The sequence below is a fragment of the Geodermatophilus pulveris genome (assembly GCF_900188375.1).
GTDB classification, from domain to species: Bacteria; Actinomycetota; Actinomycetes; order Mycobacteriales; family Geodermatophilaceae; genus Geodermatophilus; species Geodermatophilus pulveris.
The window spans coordinates 61,218-81,526 of record NZ_FZOO01000011.1 but is presented as its reverse complement, the minus strand read 5'-3'; the positions used below and the strand labels follow the sequence as shown (position 1 = coordinate 81,526).

The window sequence follows — 20,309 nt, the reverse complement described above, 5'->3', positions numbered from 1 at the left end:
GTGGTGGCACCGTGCCCAGAACGTGACCTGCGGCCGGGGTCGCGGGCCAGCGGCGCGGGCGCCCCCGGGCCGGTACAGGATGGGGGCCCGCCCGCCCACCCCGGAGGTCCCCGTGCCCGTCCCCCGCCGCAGCCCCCGACCGGGGACCCCGTGCTCGAGGACGTAGTGGGCCCTCGACGCGCCGCCCGGTCGGGTGGCCCCGGAGTCCCGTCCCTCTCCCGCCGCTCCCTGCTCGCCGCCGGTGCCGCCGTCGCGCTCGCCGGCTGCGGCCGCCCCGCCGCCGGCGGGTCGGCCCCGCTGCGCATCGGCGCGATCCCCGACCAGGACCCCGAGGTCCTGCAGCGCCTGTTCGGCACCGTCTCCGCCGCGGTGGCCGGCGCGCTGGGCCGCGAGGTGGCCTACACCCCGGTCACCGACTACGCCGCCGCCGTCTCCCTCTTCCGCACCGGCGACCTCGACCTCGTCTGGTTCGGCGGCCTCACCGGCGTCCAGGCCCGGCTGCAGACCCCCGGCGCCCGGCCGGTCGCCCAGCGCGACGTCGACCGGGCCTTCACCTCGGTGTTCGTGGTCAACACCGCGACCGGGCTCGCGCCGTCCGGCGACCTCACCGCGCTGGCCCCGCTGCGGTTCACCTACGGCAGCCCCACCTCGACGTCCGGCCGGCTGATGCCCGCCTGGTTCCTGCGCGAGGCCGGCGTCGACCCGGAGGGCTTTCCCGGCGGCCCGGGGTTCGCCGGCTCGCACGACGCGACGCTGGCGCTGGTGGCCTCCGGCACGTACGAGGCCGGGGTGCTCAACGCGCAGGTCTGGCGGGCCCGCACCGCGGAGGGCGCGGTCGACCCGGCCGTCGTCCGCCACGCCGAGACCCCGCCCTACGCCGACTACCACTGGCTGCTGCACCCCGCGGCGGCCGGGCGCACCGGCGTCCCCGACCTGCACGACCGGCTGGTCGCGTTCCTCACCGGGCTGCGCCCCGGTGACCCGGTGCTCGACCTCTTCGGGGCCGGCGCGTTCGTCGCGGTGCAGGCCTCCGACCACGACCGGATCGAGCAGGTCGGCCGCGAGCTGGGGCTGCTCCGCTGACCGCCGTGCTGCGGCTGGCGGGGGTCACGGTGCGGTACGGCGGGACGGCGGCGCTGGACGGGGTCGACCTGACGGTGGCTCCCGGCGAGCGGGTGGCCCTGCTCGGGGCCTCGGGGGCCGGGAAGTCCACGCTGCTGGCGGTGGCCAACGGGTCGGTCGCGCCCACCGCCGGGGCGGTGCGGGTGCTCGGCGGCTCGCCCGCCGACCGGCGGGTGCGGGCCCGGGTGGGCACCGTGCACCAGTCGCTGGAGCTGGTCGGCCGGCTGCGGGTGGTGCACAACGTGAACGCCGGCCTGCTGGCCGACTGGTCGGCGGCGCGGGCGGCCTGGTCGCTGGTGCGCCCGCAGGGCCTGCCCGAGGTGCTGGCCGCGCTGGAGCGCGTGGGCCTGGCCGACCGCGCCTTCGAGCGCACCGAGCGGCTCTCCGGCGGCCAGCGGCAGCGGGTGGCGCTCGCCCGCCTGCTGGTGCAGCGGCCGGACCTGGTGCTGGCCGACGAGCCGGCGTCCGCCCTGGACCCGGTGCTCGCCGACCGGGCGCTGACCCTGCTCGGCGAGACGGCGGCGGCCCGCGGCGGCGCGCTGGTCGCCGCGCTGCACGACCCCGCCCTGGTGCGGCGGCACTGCGACCGGGTGGTCGGCCTGGCCGGCGGCCGCGTCGTGCTCGACCGGCCGGTGGCCGGGGTGTCCGCCGCCGACCTGGGCGGCCTCTACGGGGCGGTGCCGTGACGGCGACGCTGCCGCGGCCGGTGCACCGGGCCGCGCCGCGGCTGCGGCGGGACCGGCGCCGCTGGGCCTGGGGCCTGGGCGCGGCGGCGCTGCTGGTCTGGTCGCTGGCCGGCGCCGGGTCGTCCGGCGGCGGGGTGGTCAACCCCGGGGGGACGGCGCAGCTCGCCCGGTTCGCCGCGGCGGCGTGGGACCCCGCCCTGGACGCGCCGTACCTCGGCGTGCTCGCCCGGTCGGTGCTGGTCACCGTCGCCCACGCCGCGGCCGGCACCGCCCTGGCGCTGGTGGTCGGCGCCGCCGGGGCGGTGCTGGTCTCCCGCGCCGCCGGGGGTCGCCGGTGGGCCGCCCGCGGGCTGCTCGCCGTCCCCCGCGGGCTGCACGAGGCGGTGTGGGGGCTGCTGCTGGTCAACGTGCTGGGCCTGGACCCGTGGGTCGCGGTGCTGGCGATCGGGTTGCCCGCCGGCGCGGCCACCGCCCAGGTGTTCGCGGCCCTGGTCGACGAGGTGCCGCGGGAGGCGTACCGGGCGCTGCTGGCCGCCGGCGCCGGGCGCCCGGCCGCGGCGCTGTACGGGCTGCTGCCCCCGGCCGCGGGCGGGCTGCTGTCCTACGCCGCCTACCGGTTGGAGTGCGCGGTGCGCTCGGCGGTCGTGCTGGGCATGGTCGGCGCGGGCGGGCTGGGCTACCAGCTGGCGCTGTCGTTCGCCTCGCTGCGCTGGGCGCAGGTGTGGACCGCGGTCTACGCCCTCGCCGCGCTGAGCCTGCTCGCCGAGCTCGGCGGGCGGGCGGCGCGCCGCCGGCTGGCCGCGCCGCCGCCGTCGCCGTCGGAGCGGCGGGACCCGGTGCTCACCGCGGCCGCCGCCGGCACCGTGGTGCTGGTCGGGTGGTCCGCCTGGTACCTGGCGCTGTCCCCGGCGTCGCTGGTGTCGGCGGGCACGGCCGAGCAGCTGGCGTACCTGTCCGCGGCGGCCTGGCCGCCGGCCACCGACGGCGGGCTGCTGCGGACGGTCGCCGGGCTGGCGGTGGACACCGTGCAGGTGTCGGTGCTCGCGGTCGCCGTCGCGCTGCCCGGTGCGCTGCTGCTGGCCGGCCCCGCGGCCCGCGCGGAGCGGCCGACGCCGGCCCGCCGGGTGACCGGGGCGCTGGTGCGCGGCGGGCTGCTCCTGCTGCGCACCGTGCCGGCGCCGGTGTGGGCGCTGGTGGCGCTGTTCGTGCTGCGGCCCGGGGTGCTGCCCGGGGCGCTGGCGCTGGCCGCCGGCACGCTGGGCGTGCTGGGCCGGCTGGCGGCCGAGGTCACCGAGGAGCTCGACCCGCGGCCACGGGCGGCGCTCGCCGCGCTGGGCGCCCGGCCGGTCGGGGCGTGGTTGTACGGCGTCGCGCCGCGGGCGGCCGGGCCGGTGCTGGCGCACGCGCTGCACCGCTGGGAGGTCGCCGTCCGCGACACGGTGCTGGTGGGGCTGCTCGGCGCCGGTGGCCTCGGCGCGCTGCTGGCCACGGAGCTGGCCACGTTCGACTGGGCGGCGGTGACGACGGTGCTCGCCGCGGTCGTCGTCCTGACCTGGGCCGTCGACGTGGTGAGCGACCGCGCCCGCGCCGCCCTGCGCTGATGCGGTGGCCCCGGTGACACCGTCGGCCTACCGGCCGACACCGCGGCCACGTACCCGTCCCCGGCTCACGCTGAGCCCTGCCGCGCACCGCGCCGGGAGCCCTCCGGGCCCCGCGTCGCGGCACACCGGGAGCTCTACGCCCAGCGGGTGCGCACGGACAGGGCGGCGAGCGCGGCGGCGCCGGCGGTCGAGGTGCGCAGCACCTCCGGGCCCAGCCGCACCGGGCGGGCGCCGGCGGCGTTCAGCGCGACCACCTCGCCGTCGCTGAGCCCGCCCTCCGGGCCCACCACCACCGCGACCGAACCGGACGACGGCAGGTCGACGCGGGCCAGCGGGTGGCGGGCCTGCTCGTGCAGCACCAGCGCCACGTCGAGCTCGGCCAGCTCGCCGCAGACCTGCCGGGTGGTCATGACGTCGGTGACCTCCGGCACGCGGGGACGGCGGGACTGCTTGCTGGCCGCCCGGGCCGCCGCCCGCCACTTCGCCACGCCCTTGGCCGCGCGGTCCTCCCGCCAGCGGGTGACGCAGCGGGACGCCGCCCACGGCACGATCCGGTCGACGCCGAGCTCGGTGGCCAGCTCCACGGCCAGCGGGCCGCGCTCGCCCTTGGGCAGGGCCTGCACCAGCACCAGCTCCAGCGCCCGCGGGGGCACCTCGTGGCGGGCGGTGACCCGCACCCGCAGCCCCTCCGGCCCGGCGGCGGCGACCTCGCCCTCGGCGACGGTGCCGCGGCCGTCGCCGACCCGCACCCGCTCGCCGGGGGTCAGCCGCAGCACGTCGACGGCGTGCCGCCCCTCGGACCCGCCGACCAGCAGCTCGGCGGTGTCGGGCAGCTGGTCGAGCAGGAACAGCGGCGCGCCGTCCAGCTCGGGGACCCGGTCGTCGGTGGGCACGGTGCTCATGCCGCCGCCGGCGTCACTTGAACAGCCGGGAGAACAGCCCGCCGTGGTTGTTCTCCGACCCGGCGGCCGCGGGCCGGTCCTCGCCGCGCAGCGCGGCCAGCTCGCGGAGCAGCTTCTCCTGCTCGGCGTCCAGCCGGGTGGGCGTCTCCACCTCGACGTGCACCAGCAGGTTGCCGCGGCCGGTGGCGCGCAGCCGCGGGGCGCCCTTGGCGCGCAGGGTGAGCACGCTGCCGGACTGGGTGCCCGGGCGGATGTCGACCTCCTCCGGCCCGTCGAGGGTCTCCAGGGTGAGCGTCGTGCCCAGGGCGGCGGCGGTCATCGGCAGGGTGACCCGGCAGTGCAGGTCCTCGCCGTCCCGGGTGAACACGTCGTGCGGGCGCTCGGCGATCTCCACGTACAGGTCGCCGGCCGGCCCGCCGCCGGGGCCGACCTCGCCGTGGCCGGTGAGCCGGATCCGCATGCCGTCCTCCACGCCGGCGGGCACCTTGACCGGGATGGTGCGGCGGGCGCGCACCCGCCCGTCGCCGCCGCACTTCGGGCACGGCTCCGGGATGACCTGCCCGGTGCCGGCGCAGGTCGGGCAGGGGCGGGTGGCGACGACCTGGCCGAGGAAGGAGCGCTGCACGCTCTGCACCTCGCCGCGCCCGGCGCAGGTGGTGCAGGTGGTCGGGTGGGTGCCCGGCGCGGTGCCGGCACCGGTGCAGGCGTCGCACAGGACGGCGGTGTCGACGGTGATGTCCCGGGTGGTGCCGAACACCGTCTCGTCCAGGTCGAGGTCCAGGCGGATGAGCGCGTCCCCGCCGGCCTGCACCCGGCTGCGCGGGCCGCGCGCGGCCCCGCCGCCGAAGAAGGCGTCCATGATGTCGCCCAGGCCGCCGAAGCCGGGGCCGCCGAAGCCGCCGGCGCCGGCCCCCGCGCCCGGTCCCGTGTCGAACGGGTCGCCGCCCAGGTCGACGATGCGCCGCTTGTCCGGGTCGGTCAGCGCCTGGTAGGCGCGGCTGACCTCCTGGAAGCGCTCCTTGGCCTCCGGCTCGGGGTTGACGTCCGGGTGCAGGTCCCGGGCCAGCCGCCGGTAGGCCTTCTTGATGTCCGTGTCACTGGCACCACGGGGGAGGCCCAGCACGGCGAAGTAGTCGGTTGCCATCAGGGGGGTCTGTCCTCAGCTCTCGGCCAGGATCTGGCCGACGTAGCGGGCCACGGCGCGCACCGCGGCCATGTTGGTCGGGTAGTCCATGCGGGTGGGGCCGACGATGCCCAGCCCGCCGAGGGCGCGGTCACCGGACCCGTACCCCACGGAGACGACCGACGCACCGGAGAGCGCCTCGTGCGCGTTCTCCTCGCCGATCCGGACCAGGACGGCCCCGCCGGCGTCCACCTCGCTGATCAGCCGCAGGACGACGACCTGCTCCTCCAGCGCCTCCAGCAGCGGGCGCAGGCTGCCGGGGAAGTCGACGGCGACCCGGGCGAGGTTCGCCGTGCCGCCGACGACCAGGCGGTCCTCCCCCGGCTCCACCAGCGTCTCGACCAGGGCCGCGCTGACCGCGGCGACCAGCCGGCGCAGGTGCGGCGGCGCGGTGTCCAGCAGGTCGGGCACCCGCCCGGCGGCGTCGGTGAGCCGGGTGCCCGCGAAGGTCTGGTTGAGCAGCGCGCGCAGCTCGGCGACGTCGTCGCCGTCGCAGTCGACCGGGCAGTCGACCAGCCGCTGCTCCACCCGGCCGGTGTCGGTGATCAGCACCAGCAGCAGCCGGGCCGCGGCCACCTGCACCACCTCGAGGTGGCGGACGGCGCTGCGCGACAGCGTCGGGTACTGCACGACGGCGACGTGGTGGGTGAGCTGGGCGAGCAGCCGCACCGTGCGGCTGAGGATGTCGTGCAGGTCCAGCGCGCCGTCCAGGAAGCGCTCGATCGCCCGCCGCTCGGCGACCGACAGCGGCTTGACCGCCGACAGCCGGTCGACGAACAGCCGGTAGCCCTTGTCGGTGGGCACCCGGCCGGCGCTGGTGTGCGGCTGGGTGATGTAGCCCTGCTCCTCGAGCACGGCCATGTCGTTGCGGATCGTGGCCGGCGAGACCCCGAGGTCGTGCCGCTCGGCCAGGGCCTTGCTGCCCACCGGGTCGTTGGTCGAGACGTAGTCCTGCACGATGGCCCGCAGGACCTGCAGGCGGCGCTCGTCGTGCGCCACGGTGACACCTCCCCGTACCGGTCGACGCGTCGGGCGGACCCCGGCCGGAGCCCCGGCACCCCGGGCGGCGGAGCCCCGGGCACTGGCACTCGCACGGACAGAGTGCCAGCCCAGCATACGCGACGGACTCCGTCCCCTCCCCGTAGAAGGACCCCGTCCTGCTCACCGCTCGCAGGCTCGCGGCGAGCCTCGGGACGGGGCCGGGTGGGCCTCTGGACGGGGCCGGACAGGCAGCAGGGGGGTCGATAGGGTGGGCCGCGGTCCAGCGCCCGCACGGGCGGTGCAGAGCGGAGGCTCCACCCTGATCTTCAAGGCGGTCCGGAACGGCCGGCCGTACCCCGACCACGGGCTGTCGGCGCGGGACTGGGCGATGATCCCCCCGCGGCAGGTCCGGCTGGACACGATGACCACCACCAAGCGCGAGCTGGCCCTGGACACCCTGCTCGCCGAGGACTCCACCTTCTACGGCGACCTGTTCCCGCACGCCGTCCAGTGGCAGGGCGAGCTGTACCTGGAGGACGGCCTGCACCGGGCGCTGCGGGCGGCGCTGCAGCAGCGCAACGTCATCCACGTGCGGGTGCTGGACCTCGACGCGATCGTCCCCGCCATCCAGGGCTGAAGGCCCTCCGCAGGGGCCCGCCGCGAGCGGAGCCAGTGGTGGAGGGCGAGGGGGTCCCTCAGAGCCAGCCCTTGTCGGCGGCCACCCGCGCGGCCTCGACCCGGGTCCGCGCGCCGGTCTTGCCGATCGCCGACGACAGGTAGTTGCGCACCGTCCCCTCGGACAGGAACAGCCCCCGGGCGATGTCGGCGACCGTCGCGCCGTCGGCGGCGGCGCGCAGCACGTCGGCCTCCCGGGTGGACAGCGGCGTCGCGCCGAGCGCCAGCGCCGCGGCGGCCAGGTCCCGGTCGATCACCCGCTCGCCGGCGACGACGGCGCGGATGGCGCGGGCCAGCTCGGCGACCGGCGCGTCCTTGACCAGGAACCCGGCGGCACCCACCTCCATCGCGCGGCGCAGGAAGCCCGGGCGGCCGAACGTGGTGAGGACGACGGCCCGGCAGCCGGGGACCGCCGCGGCCAGCGCCCGGGCGGCCTCCAGCCCGTCGCAGCCGGGCATCTCGATGTCCAGCAGCGCGACGTCGGGCCGGTGCTCCCGGGCGGCGTCGACGACCAGGTCCCCGCGGCCGACCTCGGCGACGACGGCGATGTCCTCCTCCAGCTCCAGCAGCGCCCGCAGCGCGCCGCGGACCATCGCCTGGTCCTCGGCGACCAGCACCCGGATCACCGGGCACCCACCCGGTCGGCCGCGGGCAGCCGGGCGGCCAGCCGGAACCCGCCGCCTGGCGCCGGGCCGTGCTCCAGCCGGCCGCCGAACCCGCGCAGCCGCTCGGCCAACCCGGTCAGCCCCGCGCCCGGCGGGCCGCCGGGGCCGCGGCCGTCGTCCGTGACGGTCAGGACGAGGTCCTCCCCGGAGCGGGACAGGCCGACGGTGAGCGTGCGGGCGCCGCTGTGCCGCAGCGTGTTCGTCGTCGCCTCGCGCACCACCCAGCCGAGCACGGCGTCGACCGGACCGGGCAGGTCGGGCACGGCCGACGGCGCCCACAGGCCGACGCCGGCGGCGGACAGGGCGGCGCGGGCCTCGGCGAGCGCCAGGGCGAGGCCGACCTGCCGGTAGCCGCTGACCGCCTCCCGGACCTCGGCCAGCGCGCGGCGGGCGGCAGCCTCGACGTCGGCCATCTCGGCTCGGGCGCGGGCGGGATCGCGCTCGGCCAGCCGGCCGGCCAGCTCGGACTTCAGCGCGATGAGCGACAGGCTGTGCCCGAGCAGGTCGTGCAGGTCGCGGGCGAAGCGCAGCCGCTCCTCGGCGACGGCGGAGCGGGCCAGTTCGTCGCGGGCCTCCACCAGCTCGGCGTTGACCGAGACCAGGTGGCGGGTGCCGCGCAGCGCGAAGGCGGTGAGCAGGCACATCACCGGCAGGATGAGCGGCCCGCCGTCCCCGCCGAGGGTGACCACCGCGGCGCACACGGCGGCCGCGGCCAGCACGGCCGGCCACACCCAGCGCTGGGGCAGCGCCGCCGCCGCGGCTGCGGACACGTAGATGAGCAGCCCGGCCCACGGCGGCCCCATCGTCGCGGCAAGCACGAGGCCGAGGCCGGCGACGACCGCCAGCCGGCCCAGCACCGGGCCGCGGTCCCCGCTGCCGCCGCCGCCGCCGCCGAAGGCCCGGCGGAAGACGTCGAGGTAGACGGCGGTGAAGACCACCAGCCCGGCGCCGGCGGCGAGCCGGACGGCGGGCGGCCGGTCGGTGGTCACCAGGTCGGCGACGGGGAAGAACTGGAACAGGAGCCAGGGCAGCGCCCAGCTCAGGCGGTACCAGCGCGGCCGGGGGTCCGCGGGGCCGGGCCGGGACCGCACCGGCGCGGGACCGCTCTCGACGTGCACGGGGGCAGTGTGCTGCCCGGCGCCGACGCCCGGCAGTGCCGGACGTCGGCGCGGCGGCCTGACATCCGTCAGGCCCGGGTCACCCGCGGCGGTCGAGGGCCCAGACGACGGCGGCGTGGGGGAAGGTCAGCGCCAGCAGCACGCTGACCTGGGCCTGCAGGCCCGCGACGTCGCCCAGCTGCCAGAGCGCCGCCACCGCGGCCAGCGCGACGGCGCTCGGCAGCGCGCCGGCCCGGGCGAGCCGGCGGACCGCCGGGCCCCACCCCGGTCCTCCCCCGGCGGGGCGGGCGAGGTCGAGCAGTCGGCCGGTGTGCCGGACGGCGTGCCAGAGGCCGAAGTAGGCGCCGAAGGCCGCCAGCGGCGGGGCGACCGCGAAGACGGCGGCGACCAGCAGGAGCTCGCCGGCGTCGCGCACCCGCCCCCGGGCGAGCAGCCACGCCGTCGCGGCGGCGACCGTCACCGCGACCAGCAGGAGCCCCGGCGTGCGGCTGGCCAGCGCGGCGTCGGCGATGCCGGGCGACAGCGCCCTCACCCAGGGGTCGGTGGTGGCCGGGTCGACCCACAGCAGCAGGCCGACGACGGCCAGCCCGTGCGCGGCGCACGGCAGCAGGTCCGTGGCCGGGCCGGGCACCGGCCGGCCGGCCCGCTCGGCCCAGGCGACCACCTCGCCGCGGCCGAAGTGGACCGCGGAGAGCACCAGGGCCGCGGCCAGCGCCGGGGTGGGGAGCAGCAGCAGCGCCGCGGCGGCCGCGGCGGCGACGGCCGCGTAGCCGGCGGTGACCAGGGCGAGGGTGCGCCGCGGGGCCTGCCGGCCACCGGACCACCACCAGGGGACCAGGTGGTCCGCGGCGCCGTGCGGGATGCCGACGACGGCCCCGACCACGGCCACCGGCAGCGCGACGGCGGCCGCCGTCCCCGGGGCGAGCACGCTCAGGGCGAGCACCGCGGCCAGGACGGCCACCGGCAGCCGGGTGAGCACCGGCAGTTCCTGCAGCGCGCGGGGCCGCGGGACGGGCGCAGTTCCGGCGGGCGGGCGGACCGCCGCCGCGGAAGCGGCGGCGGTCCGCGGTGCGACGGTCACGACGACCGCTCTGGGTCAGGCCGCGACGGTGTCACGGCCGGGGGTGGGCCGGGCCGCCGTGCCGTCCCCGGGCCCGGGCACGGCGTGGTCGTCGTCGTACGCCGGGTCCTCCAGCGAGCTCTTCACCCGCGCGATCTTGTAGATGGCCAGACCGTAGGCCGCCTTCGCGAGGATGTCGGCGATGCTGTAGCCGGCCTGCCGCAGGACGAAGCCGTCCGATCCGCCGAAGAAGTCACCGCCGATGACCGGGAACAGGTAGGCGATCGGGTAGACGCCCCACAGCCCGACCAGCGCCAGCCGCAGCATCTTGATGGTGTGCTGCACCTGCGGCGGCTGGCGGTCGATGGACCTGGTCAGCTCGACGAAGAGCACCCACAGCAGGTAGATGAACGGGATCGTCGACAGCGTCCCCCACAGCAGCCGGGGGCCGACCTCGCTGGTGATCTCGCCCGGGTACCCGAGCGCGATCATCGCCGCCGACGCCGGGACCAGCTTCCACAGCAGCTTGCGTGCCTCGCTCTTGGCCAGCGCCATGACCGCCACCGTCTCGATGAGCAGCAGCGGGACGGTGAGCAGCCAGTCGACGTACCGGTAGCCCTCGTTGAACTCCACGTTGGAGAGCAGGTGGGGGTCGGCGATGGTCGCCCCCGCCGGGTAGCTCGCCTGGAAGTTGTCGAAGATCCGGATGTAGTGGTACGCGGCGATGCCACAGACGATCGCCGACACCACGAGCGCGTTGCGGTAGCGCGGCGCTACTCGGCCGCGCGAGAAGAGCAGGTACAGCGCCGTGAAGATCATCGACGCGATGACCAGGCTGAACAGGTTGTACACGGTCGAGTACTGGACTGCGGAGAGCTCCGGGACCGAGATCCCAGTGTCAGTGCCCATGACGGCGGCTCCAGGTTTTCGGCGTCGTTGCCGGTTGTCGGGACGGCCGGCAGTACCGACCGCGACCCGAGCATGCACCCGATCAGCGAAGTTGTGCAAGATTGTGCGGCGTGCCGTCCACCGTCGGGCTACGTGCCGCGCCAGGCCTGCCGGAGCGCCTCGACGGCCGCGCCGAGGTCTGCGGGCACCGCGGCCGGCCCGGTGTCGACGCCGTCCCAGCCCGGGCCGCCGACCAGCACGCGCACCCGCCGGTGCGCGGCGGCGAGCTCGGGCAGCCCCTGCACGGCGTCGTCGTCGGGCCGGCTCAGCCACACCAGGACGGCGGCGGCCCGGGTGCGTCGGGCCGCGGTGGCCAGCGCCGCCACGGGCGTGCGCGGGCCCAGCAGGCGGGAGGGGACACCGGCCTCGGTGAGCGCCGCCCGGGCCGCGTACAGCGGGATGACGTGCTCCTCCCGTGGGCCGCCGGCCAGCAGCACCGGCCGCTCCGACGGCGGCTCGGGCAGCGTCGCGGCGTGCCGGACCAGCGCCGTGGTCACCGCCTGGGTGAGCAGGTGCTCGATCTCGATCCCGGCCCCGGTGCTGGCCCAGTGCGCGCCGGCGGCGATGAGCACCGGCCGGACGACCTCGTCCCAGGCGGTCAGGGTGCCGCTGGCACGCAGCGCGGTCAGCACGGCGTCCTCGGCGCGCATCTCGTCCAGCCGGGCGGCGGCCCGGGCCAGGCCCCGAGCCGCCCTGCCGGCACCGGGCACGGCCAGCCCGGTGCCGCCCGCGCCGGCGCGGCGCCGCGGGCCGTCGGAGGCGCCCTCGACGTCCTCGATGCCGCGCACGGCGGCGGCCGCCGCCGCCGGGTCGGTGCCGGAGAGCACGGCCTCGTGCACGGCCTGGAGCAGGGCGACGTCCTCCGCCGTGTACCGGCGGTGGCCCCCCGTGGACCGGGCCGAGGCGACCAGCCCGTAGCGGGTCCCCCACATGCGCACCGCCGACGGCGACACGCCGAGCCGGGCGGCCACCTCGCCGACCGAGAGCTGCTCCATCGGCAGATGGTCACACGCGCCCGCGCGGGCAGCCCCCCGGGCCTGCCTCAACCCGGTGAGGGCGCCTCAGCGCCGTCCCGTGCCCTGTCAGCGCGCCGCCCCGGACACCGGAGGCGAGGCTCCGGTCCCGGCGCCGACCCCTGGGCAGGCCGCCAGGTCGACGACGACGTCCGCCGCTCCGACGGTGGTGTCGCGGTGGGAGGTGAGCACCACGGTGCACCGCTGCTTCAGGCGGACCAGCTCCGCCACCACCAGGACCTCGGCCTCCCCGTCGATCTGGGAGGTCGGCTCGTCGAGCACCAGCAGACGCGGCCGGCGGAGCACCGCCCGGGCGAGCGCTATCCGCTGACGTTCACCGCCGGACAACCGGACCCCGCGGTCCCCGACCTCGCTGTCGAGCCCCTCCGGCAGCCCCCGCACGAGGTAGCCGAGGCCGAGCCGATCGACCACGTCGGAGACGTCGGCCTCGGTCCAGTCACGGGCGCCGTAGGTGAGGTTGTCGCGCAGCGTCCCCCAGAACAGCGGGGCGTCCTGCTGGACGTAGGCCACGGCGCGGCGGAGGTCGACCTCGCCGATCTCGTCGAGGGGCACCCCGTTCAGCCGGATCGTCCCTCCGTCGACGTCGTCGAGGCGGAGCAGGAGGGACAGCAACGTCGTCTTGCCCTGCCCCGACGGCCCGGTCACCGCCGTGACCGTGGCGGGCGGGACGTGCAGGCCGAGACCCGCGAACAGCGGGCTGCGGTCTCCGGCGTGGGCGAAGGTGACGTCGTCGAACTCGACCGAGATCGGACGGCCGAGGGGCGCTGCACCGTCGGACCCGGAGTCCCGCACGCCATGGGCGACCCGCGAGCGGGGGGCTCCGACGGTGTCCTCGTCGCTCGGCTCGTCGAGGACCTCCTGGATCCGCTGCAGGGACCCCAGACCGCGCTGGATCGTGGTGATCGCCTGGAACGACACGATCAGCGGCGTGACGAGGATGGCGAAGTAGAGCAGGAAGGAGATGAAGGCGGCGAGGTCGGTCGTGCCGTTCGCGACCCGGACGCCTCCCACCCCGAAGAGGACCAGGAAGGCGGCGTTGGCGCCGGTCAGCAGCACGGGTGCGACGAGGGCCTCCCACGCCGCGGCCCGTCGCCCGGCGGTGCAGGCGGCGACGGCGCGACCGGTGATGCGGTCGTACTCGAAGGCGCGCATGTCCGCGGTGATCACGGTGGGCATCCCCGAGAGCGCCCGGTCGAGGTCGGCCGACATCGCACCCACCTCGCGCTGTGAGGTCTCGGTCGCGTCCTTGATGCGGACGAGGAACGCCACCACGACGACCGCGGCCATGGCCATGACGGCGGTGCTGACCAGGAAGAGCACCGGGTCGATGTACAGCATCAGGACGACGGCGCCGGCGAAGGAGAGGACGGCGCCGAAGAGGTCGACCGCCCCCTCGCTCACGATGGCCCGCAGGCTGGCCACGTCGTTGCCGGCGCGCGCGATCAGGTCGCCGGAGCGGAACCTCTCGTGGGACCTCAACCGCCAGAACACGATCCTCCGGATCATCCGTTCACGGATCGAGAGCGCCAGCGACTCACCACCGCGGAGCAGCACGAACGACTGGAGACCCGTGAGGACCCCGTCGAGCAGGAACACGGCAGCGAGAGCGGCGAGCGGCACGGCGAGGGAGCGCTGGGTCGTCGCGGCGTCGATGAGCCGGGTCATCAGCAGTGGCTGGAGCAACGACGCCACGGCACCGAGCAGGGCGAGCAGGGCTCCTGCGACGAGGACGCCCCGGACCGGCCGCAGGATCCCCCACAGCTCGGCGAGGCCCGCGCGCGGTTCGTCCGCGAAGGGGAGGACGCCTCCGTCTGCCGCCGTCTCCCCGGGGCAGCCCGGCCCGGCGGGGATCACGCCGCCACGCCCTGGACGACCCTGTCGGGGAGTGGCCGGTCCGCCACCACCTGGGAGTGGGATCTGAGGACGACCGCGTCGAAGAGCACGTGGGCCGCGATCACGGCGACCAGCCCGACGTGCAGGAGGACGAACGCGAGCGCGAGACCACCACCGCCCGGGCGTGTCGTTCTGGAGGGATCATCGCGACATTCTGCGCGCACCCGTCGCGCCACCCGTGCCGTCAGCCGGAGCAGCCGTTCACGCGAGGTCCTGACCGCTCATGGTCCCCTGGCCGGAACCGTCAGCAGCCGGGAGAGGGGACGTCGGGCGAGGCCGGACGGACCGCCGGGTGACGTGCTGGAACGGCCTCCCTGCAGGGGCCCGCCGCGAGCCTGCGAGCGGTGAAGGGGCAGGGAGGTCCTTCGTCAGTCGGTCAGGTCGCGGACCAGGGCGTCGGCGAGCAGCCGGCCGCGGTCGGTGAGCACGGCCCGGCCGGCCGCGTGCGCGCGCGGCTCGAGCAGGCCGCGCGCGACGGCGCCGGCGGCGCGCAGCCGGCCGGCGTCGGACAGCGCGGTCAGCGGCAGGCCCTCGCGCCGCCGCAGCCCCAGCATCACCGTCTCCAGGGCGCGGTCGTGGTCGTCGAGCAGCTCGGTGTCCTGGACGGGGCTCTCCCCGCGCAGCAGCCGCCCGGCGTACGCGGCGGGGTGCTTGACGTTCCACCACCGCAGCCCGCCGACGTGGCTGTGCGCGCCGGGCCCGACCCCCCACCAGTTGGCGCCGGTCCAGTACAGCTCGTTGTGCCGGCAGCGCGCGGCCGGCCCGCGCGCCCAGTTGGACACCTCGTACCAGTCCAGGCCGGCGGCGCGCAGGGTCGCGTCGGCCTGCTCGTACCGGTCGGCCAGCACGTCGTCGTCGGTCATGGGCAGCTCGCCGCGGGCGATGCGGCGGGCCAGCCGGGTGCCCTCCTCGACGATGAGGGCGTAGGCGCTCACGTGGTCGACCGGCGCGGCCAGGACGGCGTCCAGCGAGGCGGCCCAGTCGGCGCGGGTCTCCCCCGGCGTCCCGTAGATGAGGTCCAGGTTGACGTGTTCGAAGCCGGCCGCGCGGGCCTCGTGGGCGGCGGCGACGGCGCGGCCGGGCGTGTGCCGGCGGTCGAGGACGGCGAGCACGTGCTCGGCGGCGGACTGCATGCCCAGGCTGACCCGGGTGAAGCCGGCCGCGCGCAGGGTGGCCAGCGAGTCCGGGGTCACCGTCTCCGGGTTGGCCTCGGTGGTGACCTCGACGTCGTCGGCGACGGGGAACAGCCGCCGGACCTCGGCGAGGACGGCGGCCAGGTCGTCGGCGGGCAGCAGCGTCGGGGTGCCCCCGCCGACGAAGACCGTGGCGACGGTCGGCAGGTCCGGGCCGAGGGTCTCGGCGGCCTGGCGCAGCTCGGCGATCGCGGTGCCGGCGTACTCGCTGCGGGCGGCGCCCGGGCCCAGCTCCTCGGCGGTGTAGGTGTTGAAGTCGCAGTAGCCGCAGCGGGTGGCGCAGAACGGCACGTGCACGTACAGCCCGAAGGGCGCGCGGGACAGCCCCGCGCGGGCGCCGTCGGGGAGCGGCAGGGTCCGCGGCGGCGCGTCCGGCGGCAGGAGGGTGCTCATCTGCCCCCAGTCTGCCGCGCCGGGCAGGATGCGCGGTCGTGAGCGACGACACCGTGCTGCAGGTCTCGACGTCCCGGGGGGTCGCCACCCTCACGCTGGACTCCCCCGCCAACCGCAACGCGCTGTCCCGGGCGATGCGCGCGCAGCTGCGCGACGCGCTGGCCGGCGCGCTGGCCGACGACGCGGTGCGGGTGGTCGTGCTGGACCACACCGGCCGGGTGTTCTGCTCCGGCATGGACCTCGGCGAGGCCACCGGCGGTGCCGCCGGCGACCAGGGGGTGCGCGAGCTGCCGGCGCTGCTGGAGACGGTGTGGCGCTCGCCCAAGCCGGTGCTGGCCGTCCTGCGCGGACCGGCGCGGGCCGGCGGGGTGGGGCTGGCGGCGGCCTGCGACGTCGTCGTCGCCGCCCGCTCGGCGACGTTCGCCTTCTCCGAGGTGCGGCTGGGCATCGTGCCGGCGGTGATCTCGGCGGTGGTGCTGCCGCGGATGGTGCCGCACGTGGCGCACCGGCTGATGCTCACCGGCGAGGTGTTCGACGCGGCCGCGGCGGCCGCCGGCGGGCTGGTGGACCTGGCGGTGCCGGACGCCGAGGTGGACGCCGCGGTGGCCGCCCAGGTCACCGCGCTCGCCGCCGGGGCACCGGCCGCGCTGGCCGAGACCAAGCGGCTGCTGCGCGCCGGAGGGCTGCGCGGGTCGGCCGACGAGCTGCTGGAGCTGTCCGCGCGCTTCTTCGCCAGCGCGGAGGGCCAGGAGGGCATCGCGGCGTTCCGCGAGAAGCGCCCGGCCCGCTGGGTGCCCGCCGCGGATTGAGCCGGTCGTCGGCAGGTCGCCCGGGACACGCGGGCGAGGACGAGCCGGCGGCTTGACACGCCGCCGCCCAGGGGGTGACGGTCCTCCCGGTTCCTCCACCCGGCCCCGGCGCGGCGTCGTCTGCACGACCGGCCTCCTCCGTCGCGGTCACCGTCTCGCCCGAGAGAAGGTCCGCCATGAGGAAGCCCGTCCTCCTGTTGGTGTTGCTGCTCCTCGCGTCGGTGCTGGGCGTCGCCCCCGCCGCGGCGCAGGAACGCGAGTCCGCCGTCGACCTGGACCTGTCCCGCTCGGAGGTCGTGGCCGACGGCCACTCGTTCGGCGACGCCGGCGCCTACGAGAAGCTGGTTGGCACCATCGCGCTCCGGGTCGATCCGGACGACCCGCGCAACGCGGTGATCACCGACCTGGACAAGGCCCCCCGCGACTCCGACGGCATGGTGGCCTACGACACCGACTTCTACCTGCTCGTGCCGCAGGACCGGTCCCGGTGGAACGGCAAGGTGTTCTTCGAGGTGAACAACCGCGGCAACAAGCGGACGCTCGCCTACGTCAACAGCTCGGTCGTGTCCCAGGACCGGCTCAGCGACCCGTCCACCGTGGAGGACTTCGGGACCGGCTTCCTCCTCGAGCAGGGCTACGCCATCGCCTGGGCCGGCTGGGAGGGCGACGTCCTGCCCGGCAACAACCGCATGACGATCCGGCTGCCCGTCCCCACCGAAGCCGACGGCAGCGCGATCACCGGCGAGACGGTCGTGGAGTTCCACGAGACGGACTTCGCCGCCGACGGCAGCACCGGGTGCCTGCCGCTGTCCGGGTCGGCGGACTTCGCCAGCTACCCGGCGGTGACCGACGAGGCCGCGGAGCTGCGCGTCCGGCCCAGCGACTCCCCCCGCCCGTCCGGACCGGAGATCCCGCGCGGCGAGACGGTCCCGGCCGACGCCTGGCGCTTCGACGGCGACGAGGCGATCTGCGTGGACGGCGGCTTCCGGCCGGGCAACGTCTACGAGCTCGGCTACACCGCCCGCGACCCGCGCGTGATGGGACTGGGCTACGCCGCCACCCGCGACGTGGTGTCCTTCCTCCGGCACGGGACCGTCGACGCCGACGGTGACGCCAACCCCCTGGCCGCCGGCGGGGGCGTCACCCACGTGCTGGGCCAGGGGATCTCCTCGAGCGGGATGTACCTGCGGGACTTCGTGTACCAGGGCTTCAACGAGGACACCGAGGGCCGCGCGGTCTTCGACGGGGTGAACATCCACATCCCCGGGGCGCAGAAGCTGTTCCTGAACTACCGCTTCGCCCAGCCCAACCCGTTCTCCACGCAGCACCGCGACCGCTACATGCCCTACGTCGGCTTCCCGTTCAACTACGGGGTCCGGCAGGACCCGGTCTCGGGGCGGACGGACGGCATCCTCACGCGGCCGGCCACCGACCCCCTCGTGGTGCACACCGACAGCTCGACGGAGTACTGGCAGTTCCAGGCGTCCCTGGTGAGCACCGACGGGTTCGGCCACGACGTCGCGCTCCCGGACACGGTGCGCCAGTACCTGCTCTCCGGCTCCCAGCACTTCGCGGCCGCGAACGCGGAGCCCACGCCCGGCACCTGCCAGCAGGCGAGCAACCCCACGCACGTCGGGCCGGCGCTGCGCGCCCTGCTCGTCTCGCTGGACGAGTGGGTGGTCGACGGCACGGAACCGCCCGCGAGCCGTGCGCCGTCCATCGCGGGCGGGACGCTGGTCGCGAGCGACCGGGACGCCACCGGGTTCCCGGCGATCCCGGGCGTCGGGTACACCGGGCTGTACAACGCCGCGGCCGAGCGTGACTTCGGCCCCCGGGTGGTGGGCAACGCGGGCATCATCGACGACTGGCGGCACGCCGACGTCGTGCAGCCCTACGACGTGCGCGTCCCGAGCGTCGACGCGGTCGGCATCGACGAAGGCGGCCTGGAGCTGCCCGAGGTGGCCGCCCCGACCGCGACGCTGACCGGGTGGAACCTGCAGGCCGAGCCCTACACCGTCGGCGACGTGTGCGGCCTGACCGGCATGCAGGTCCCGCTGGCGGGCACCGCCGCGGACGCCGTCGACGGCGACGAGCGGCCCACCCTGCAGGACCTGTACGGCACCCACGAGGGGTACGTGCAGGCCGTGCGCGCCGCGGCCGACGCGCTGGTCGCCGACCGGCTGCTCCTGCCCGCCGACGCCCGCAGTGCGGTGCAGGCCGCCTACCTGAGCGACGTCCTGCCCGGTACCAGCCGCAGCGGGGCGCTGTGGGTGGTGCACGCCGCCCCGGACGCCGGTCCGGTGGACGTGTGGGTCGACGGCGAGCGGGTCGTCGAGTCGGCGGAGTTCGGGACCCTCGGTGACCTGGTACCCGTGGCCCCCGGCCGGCACCGCGTCGAGGTGCGGGCCGCACCGTCGACCACCGCCGACCACGCCCTGCTCGCGGGGACCGTCTCCGCCGGGGCGGAACCGGTGACGGTGGGCGTCGTGGGCTCGGCGACCGGCGACGGCGTGCCGCTGGCGCTGTCGGTGCTGGACGCTCCCGCCGACCCCGGGGCACCGTCCGCGGGACTGCGCGTCGCGCACGCCGGCCCCGACCTGGGTGCCGTGGACGTCCAGGTCCGCGCCACGCCGGACGGGGAGTGGGCCACGGTCGCCACCGGGATCGCCACCGGTGAGGACAGCGGTCTCCTGCGCCTGGACGCTGGGACCCACGACGTGCGCCTGCTGGCCGCCGGCAGTGACGAGGTGCTCGCCGTGGTCGGCGACGTGGTCGCGGGAGCCGGCTCGCACCAGACCGCCCACGTCGTCGGGTTCGCCACCCCCGGCCGGGACCGGCCGGGGCTGCGCGTCCTCGTGGTGCCGGACGGCCCGGGCGTGGACCCCGGGTCGGCGCTGGCCGACCAGACGCCGGTGGTCGACGCCGACGAACGCCGGGCCGACCCGGTCGGTCACCGCTACGTCCACGGCAGCATCGGTGACGCCGCCTACCAGCTCGCCCTGCCCGAGGACTGGAACGGCGGCCTGCTGACCTCCAGCCGGGGGTTCTCCGGCGACGAGTTCAGCAACGACGCGGTCTACAAGGACATCGCGCTGCGCCAGGGTTACGCCTACGCCGCCAGCGACGAGGGCTGGAACCGGTACACCATCGCGGACGAGCCGGAGGACTCCTACCACGAGTCCCGCCGTCGCCTCGCGGAGCTGACCCAGCACGCCACCGGCGTGGTGACCGCCCACTACGGGCAGCAGCCCGACCGCAGCCTGCTGGCCGGCGGTTCCAACGGCGGGCACCACACCAAGTGGCTGGTCGAGTCGTTCCCCGAGCTCTACGACGGCGGGGTGAGCATGTACGGCTACAACTCCGGCCTGGAGATGTGGGGCGCCTTCCCGGTCTTCCTGCGCAACTACGACGTCATCGAGCCGCGCATCGGCGACGTCATCGCCGCCGGCGGGGGCGACGTGGACCCGCCGCTGACCCCGGAGCAGTCCGACGCGCTGGCGGCCATCTACTCGATCCCGGCCGAGCTGCGCGGGGGCTCCACCTACGACGTCGGCCGTGCACCGGGCTCCGAGCGCGAGTGGCCGGAGGCGTACGTGTCCGCCGTCGGCTACCTCGGCGACTCGATCGGCGAGTGGGACCCCACCTACGACCCGGACGGCGACGGCACGGTCTCCCTCGACGAGCTGAAGGCCTGGGACGCCCACGCGGCGCCGGCCGCAGCGCAGGCCGAGATGCGCCTGCTCGACCTCACCGGCGACCTCCGCCGGCCGGTCGTCGTCGGCCACGGCACGGCCGACACCATCGTCACGCCGAAGGAGGCCGGCGCCTACGAGGAACTGGTCGCCCGGTCGGGCGACGACGCCCTGCTGCGCACCTACCTGATCCCCGAGATGGGCCACGGCGGTGCCGCCGTCCACCCGTTCGTCGAGCAGGCGCTGGCCGCGGTGGAGGACTGGATCACCCACCGGGCGACCGACGGCGCGGAGGGCAGCGAGCCCGACCGCATCATCGGGTTGACGCCACTCGGCGAGGGCTGACCGGAGAGC

General features: G+C 76.7%; 16 protein-coding genes. 6 read left to right on the top strand and 10 right to left on the bottom strand.

The window, feature by feature from the left end; genetic code table 11:
- Window positions 1–165: 165 nt before the first annotated feature.
- Genes CHB98_RS18745 through CHB98_RS18735 form a run of 3 tightly spaced genes read left to right on the top strand, consistent with a single transcriptional unit; the run spans window position 166 to window position 3,409 of the window.
- Window positions 166–1,083 (top strand): putative selenate ABC transporter substrate-binding protein, encoded by a 918-nt coding sequence (locus CHB98_RS18745; protein ID WP_089307117.1) that lies wholly within the window; start codon window positions 166–168, stop codon window positions 1,081–1,083.
- Between the two features lie 5 nt (window positions 1,084–1,088).
- Window positions 1,089–1,808: a phosphonate ABC transporter ATP-binding protein gene (locus tag CHB98_RS18740; RefSeq protein WP_245821406.1), complete on the top strand. Its 720-nt coding sequence runs from the start codon at window positions 1,089–1,091 to the stop codon at window positions 1,806–1,808.
- On the top strand, window positions 1,805–3,409 hold the full coding sequence (locus CHB98_RS18735; RefSeq protein WP_089307115.1) for a PhnE/PtxC family ABC transporter permease: 1,605 nt from the start codon (window positions 1,805–1,807) through the stop codon (window positions 3,407–3,409). Before CHB98_RS18740 ends, CHB98_RS18735 begins: the two co-directional genes overlap by 4 nt.
- Before the next feature lie 134 nt (window positions 3,410–3,543).
- Here CHB98_RS18735 and CHB98_RS18730 read toward each other — a convergent pair whose 3' ends face one another.
- The 3 genes from CHB98_RS18730 to hrcA are packed head-to-tail and all read right to left on the bottom strand — an operon-like array spanning window position 3,544 to window position 6,493.
- Window positions 3,544–4,311, bottom strand: a complete 768-nt coding sequence (locus CHB98_RS18730; protein ID WP_179224676.1) for a 16S rRNA (uracil(1498)-N(3))-methyltransferase — start codon at window positions 4,309–4,311, stop codon at window positions 3,544–3,546.
- Window positions 4,312–4,324: 13 nt separating this feature from the next.
- The gene (dnaJ, locus tag CHB98_RS18725; protein WP_089307114.1) at window positions 4,325–5,455 is read right to left on the bottom strand and encodes a molecular chaperone DnaJ; all 1,131 of its coding nucleotides are present in this window, start codon (window positions 5,453–5,455) and stop codon (window positions 4,325–4,327) included.
- A 15-nt stretch (window positions 5,456–5,470) separates the two neighbouring features.
- Complete coding sequence (gene hrcA / locus CHB98_RS18720) at window positions 5,471–6,493, bottom strand: heat-inducible transcriptional repressor HrcA (protein ID WP_089307113.1); 1,023 nt, start codon at window positions 6,491–6,493, stop codon at window positions 5,471–5,473.
- 280 nt (window positions 6,494–6,773) lie between these two features.
- Here hrcA and CHB98_RS18715 point away from each other — a divergent pair, with 280 nt between their 5' ends.
- Window positions 6,774–7,112 (top strand): type II toxin-antitoxin system VapB family antitoxin, encoded by a 339-nt coding sequence (locus CHB98_RS18715; protein WP_425432524.1) that lies wholly within the window; start codon window positions 6,774–6,776, stop codon window positions 7,110–7,112.
- A 58-nt stretch (window positions 7,113–7,170) separates the two neighbouring features.
- On the opposite strand, the gene CHB98_RS18710 is transcribed toward CHB98_RS18715, so the two are convergent.
- From CHB98_RS18710 to hemW, 7 genes are all read right to left on the bottom strand, one after another.
- The gene (locus tag CHB98_RS18710; protein ID WP_089307112.1) at window positions 7,171–7,776 is read right to left on the bottom strand and encodes a response regulator transcription factor; all 606 of its coding nucleotides are present in this window, start codon (window positions 7,774–7,776) and stop codon (window positions 7,171–7,173) included.
- Entirely contained in the window at window positions 7,773–8,933 is a 1,161-nt protein-coding gene (locus CHB98_RS18705; RefSeq protein ID WP_245821404.1) for a sensor histidine kinase, read from the bottom strand. The genes CHB98_RS18710 and CHB98_RS18705 overlap by 4 nt, the downstream gene beginning before the upstream one ends.
- A 79-nt stretch (window positions 8,934–9,012) precedes the next feature.
- Window positions 9,013–9,912, bottom strand: a complete 900-nt coding sequence (locus tag CHB98_RS18700; RefSeq protein ID WP_179224674.1) for a beta-carotene 15,15'-dioxygenase, Brp/Blh family — start codon at window positions 9,910–9,912, stop codon at window positions 9,013–9,015.
- 117 nt (window positions 9,913–10,029) lie between these two features.
- Window positions 10,030–10,902 (bottom strand): bacteriorhodopsin-like, encoded by an 873-nt coding sequence (locus CHB98_RS18695; RefSeq protein WP_089307110.1) that lies wholly within the window; start codon window positions 10,900–10,902, stop codon window positions 10,030–10,032.
- 128 nt (window positions 10,903–11,030) lie between these two features.
- Window positions 11,031–11,936, bottom strand: coding sequence for a MerR family transcriptional regulator (locus CHB98_RS18690; RefSeq protein WP_089307109.1), 906 nt, complete (start codon window positions 11,934–11,936; stop codon window positions 11,031–11,033).
- An 87-nt stretch (window positions 11,937–12,023) separates the two neighbouring features.
- Entirely contained in the window at window positions 12,024–13,829 is a 1,806-nt protein-coding gene (locus CHB98_RS18685; protein WP_089307108.1) for an ABC transporter ATP-binding protein, read from the bottom strand.
- Between the two features lie 407 nt (window positions 13,830–14,236).
- Entirely contained in the window at window positions 14,237–15,454 is a 1,218-nt protein-coding gene (gene hemW / locus CHB98_RS18675) for a radical SAM family heme chaperone HemW (protein ID WP_089307106.1), read from the bottom strand.
- A gap of 38 nt (window positions 15,455–15,492) precedes the next feature.
- Between hemW and CHB98_RS18670 the strand changes: the two genes are divergently transcribed.
- Both CHB98_RS18670 and CHB98_RS18665 read left to right on the top strand, forming a co-directional pair.
- Window positions 15,493–16,263 carry an enoyl-CoA hydratase-related protein gene (locus CHB98_RS18670; RefSeq protein ID WP_089307105.1) on the top strand — a complete coding sequence of 257 codons (771 nt, stop codon included), beginning with the start codon at window positions 15,493–15,495 and terminating at the stop codon, window positions 16,261–16,263.
- Between the two features lie 176 nt (window positions 16,264–16,439).
- A complete protein-coding gene (locus CHB98_RS18665; RefSeq protein WP_143425131.1) occupies window positions 16,440–20,300 on the top strand; it encodes an alpha/beta hydrolase domain-containing protein in 3,861 nt (1,286 codons plus the stop codon).
- The last annotated feature ends 9 nt before the right edge of the window (window positions 20,301–20,309 follow it).